Genomic DNA, 2,494 nt, shown 5'->3' with positions numbered 1-2,494 from the left:
AAAACAAACATTAATGAAATGAATACTGAAGGAACGGCAACGATTCGAAAGTAAGTGACTGCAACTTCTAAAACATTCGGCTCTGCCCCCATAATTTTTAGTAATGGTTCTGCAAAAAATAAAGAAATAAGACCAAATAACAATCCGATAAGAATAGCTATCCAGGTCGCTTGTTTTGCAATTGATTTTGCTTTTTCAAAATCCTTTGCTCCAACGCTTCTGGCAATAAGCGCAGAAGTTCCAGTTCCTAAAGCCATAAAAATAGCCATATAAACTGCAAGAATGGCATTTGCTATTCCCACTGCGGTAACTTCCACAAGTCCGATTTTGGATACAAAAAGCGTATCTACAAAGCCAACAACGGTTTGTAATATATTTTCTATCATTGCAGGAACAGCAAGGGCTAAAATGACCCGTATTTTTTGTTTATTCGTTGTATTCTGTTCCGTCATAATGTGAGACTCCATAAAAGCACTTCCTTTATTTTAGATAATGGTCTAATGCTTTATTTAGGTTGGCTAATACTTCTTGCTGATTTCCTTTATGAACTGCATCCACAACACAGCCCTCCAAGTGGTCTTTTAATAAGATTTTTGCTGCGTTATCTAGTGCCTTACGCACAGCGGCGATTTGTAAAAGCACTTCCGAACAATCTCTGCCCTCTTTAGTCATTTCCTTAATAGACCTTACGTGTCCTTCAATTCTTGCCAGTCTATTTACAATTTGCTGTCTATGCTTATGACTGTGGTTATGGAAGTGATTATGATGGTTGTCATTCATAAAATAAAACCTCCTTCACATCAAAATTATATCCCCCTAGGGGGGATAAAGCAATAATGATAGTAACTACTTGGAACAGCAAAAGAAACCTCAATATCGTTAAATTGATATTGAGGTTTCTTTTCGATTGTTATTTATTATCCAAAAAAAGTTTGGAACAATAGATATGCATTTAGGCTAATGATTACAATAGCTACAATCCACGCAAGAACTTTCAACCATAATGGATTTACGAACTCCCCCATTTTCTTTTTATCGCTTGTGAATTGAATGAGAGGAACCACTGCAAAAGATAGCTGTAAAGAAAGAATCACTTGGCTCAAAATAAGTAATTGAGCCGTTCCGCTTTCGCCATAAAGAGCAGTTACAACAACGGCTGGGACAATGGCAATCAATCGAGTGATAAGCCTTCTTAACCAAGCTGGAAGGCGAATGTTTAGAAAACCTTCCATCACAATCTGACCAGCTAAGGTTCCTGTTAATGTTGAGTTTTGACCAGAAGCCAACAAAGCAACTCCAAATAAAATACTTCCAAGTGTTGTTCCAAGCAGCGGAGAAAGCAAGTGATAAGCATCTTCAATCTCCGCGACATTCGTCATACCTGCTTTGTGGAATGTAGCAGAAGAAACAATAAGGATAGATGCGTTAATAAATAAAGCGAAAAATAAGGCAATCGTTGAATCCCAAGTGGCATATTTGATCGCTTGTCGTTTACCTGAGCTGGTTTGTTCGTATTGACGTGTCTGCACAATGGAAGAATGCAGATAAAGATTATGAGGCATTACGGTTGCACCTAAAATACCGATTGCGATATAGAGCATTGATGGATTGTTAATAATCTCTGTGCTTGGAACAAACCCCTTCAATATGCCACCTACATCTGGCTTAGAAAGAAATATTTCAGTTGCAAAGCAAGCACCAATGGTTAGAATTAAAACGATCACCAACGTTTCAATATAACGAAACCCTTTATTCTGCAATAACAATACGACCAATACATCCAGAGCTGTAATGATAACTCCATATATTAACGGAATTCCAAACAACAAATTCAAAGCGATTGCCGAACCGATCACTTCCGCTAGATCACAAGCTGCGATTGCCAACTCGCATAAAACCCATAAGACCATTGCCACTGGCTTACTATAATGATCTCGACAAGCTTGGGCTAAATCCCTTCCCGTTACAATTCCCAACTTGCCAGCCAATGCTTGAAGCAATATTGCCATTAAATTTGAAAGCAAAATAACGGAAAGTAACGTGTATCCGAACTGGGAACCTCCTGCAATATCAGTCGCCCAGTTGCCTGGGTCCATATAACCCACTGCAACTAAGTATCCTGGTCCAGCAAACGCAAGAAATTTTCTAATCCAAGAGCCAGCTTTTGGTATACTCAAACTTCTATATACTTCGGGTAACGTTGGTTGTGTTCGTTTATTTCTCCAACCTTCTTCAACTGCTAACGGCAGTTTTTTTATATTTTCACTCATTATGATCACCTCGTTATTGGTTTGTACTAAATATTTTGCATAAAGGAAACTTTTAGGGTAAAAAAATTGCTCCTACACTTAGAATTAGATATATGTAAGAGCAAAGAAAATGTTGCCTAAATAAATTGTACCTCCGAAAGAATTTTAGTCAAGGGAAACTTTTATTACTTATTAGTTCTTAGGCTCTCTAAAATATTGAACAAGGTACTGACCTTGTTCAAACC

Annotated in this window: 3 protein-coding genes; all 3 read right to left on the bottom strand. The window is 37.7% G+C overall.

Annotation, left to right across the window (positions count from 1 at the left end; genetic code table 11):
• The coding region (locus M4I42_RS16590; protein WP_268853153.1) for an MATE family efflux transporter at window positions 1-452 on the bottom strand (452 nt) is incomplete at its 3' end.
• A 28-nt stretch (window positions 453-480) separates the two neighbouring features.
• Window positions 481-780 carry a metal-sensing transcriptional repressor gene (locus M4I42_RS16585; protein WP_009361458.1) on the bottom strand — a complete coding sequence of 100 codons (300 nt, stop codon included), beginning with the start codon at window positions 778-780 and terminating at the stop codon, window positions 481-483.
• A gap of 137 nt (window positions 781-917) precedes the next feature.
• Window positions 918-2,270 carry an Nramp family divalent metal transporter gene (locus tag M4I42_RS16580; RefSeq protein WP_268853152.1) on the bottom strand — a complete coding sequence of 451 codons (1,353 nt, stop codon included), beginning with the start codon at window positions 2,268-2,270 and terminating at the stop codon, window positions 918-920.
• Window positions 2,271-2,494: the final 224 nt, after the last annotated feature.

The sequence above is a fragment of the Anoxybacillus sp. J5B_2022 genome, from assembly GCF_026847645.1.
In the GTDB taxonomy this organism is placed as follows: Bacteria; Bacillota; Bacilli; order Bacillales; family Anoxybacillaceae; genus Anoxybacteroides.
Note: the sequence above shows the minus strand (reverse complement) of the source record. Positions and strands in the feature narration are given on the sequence as shown.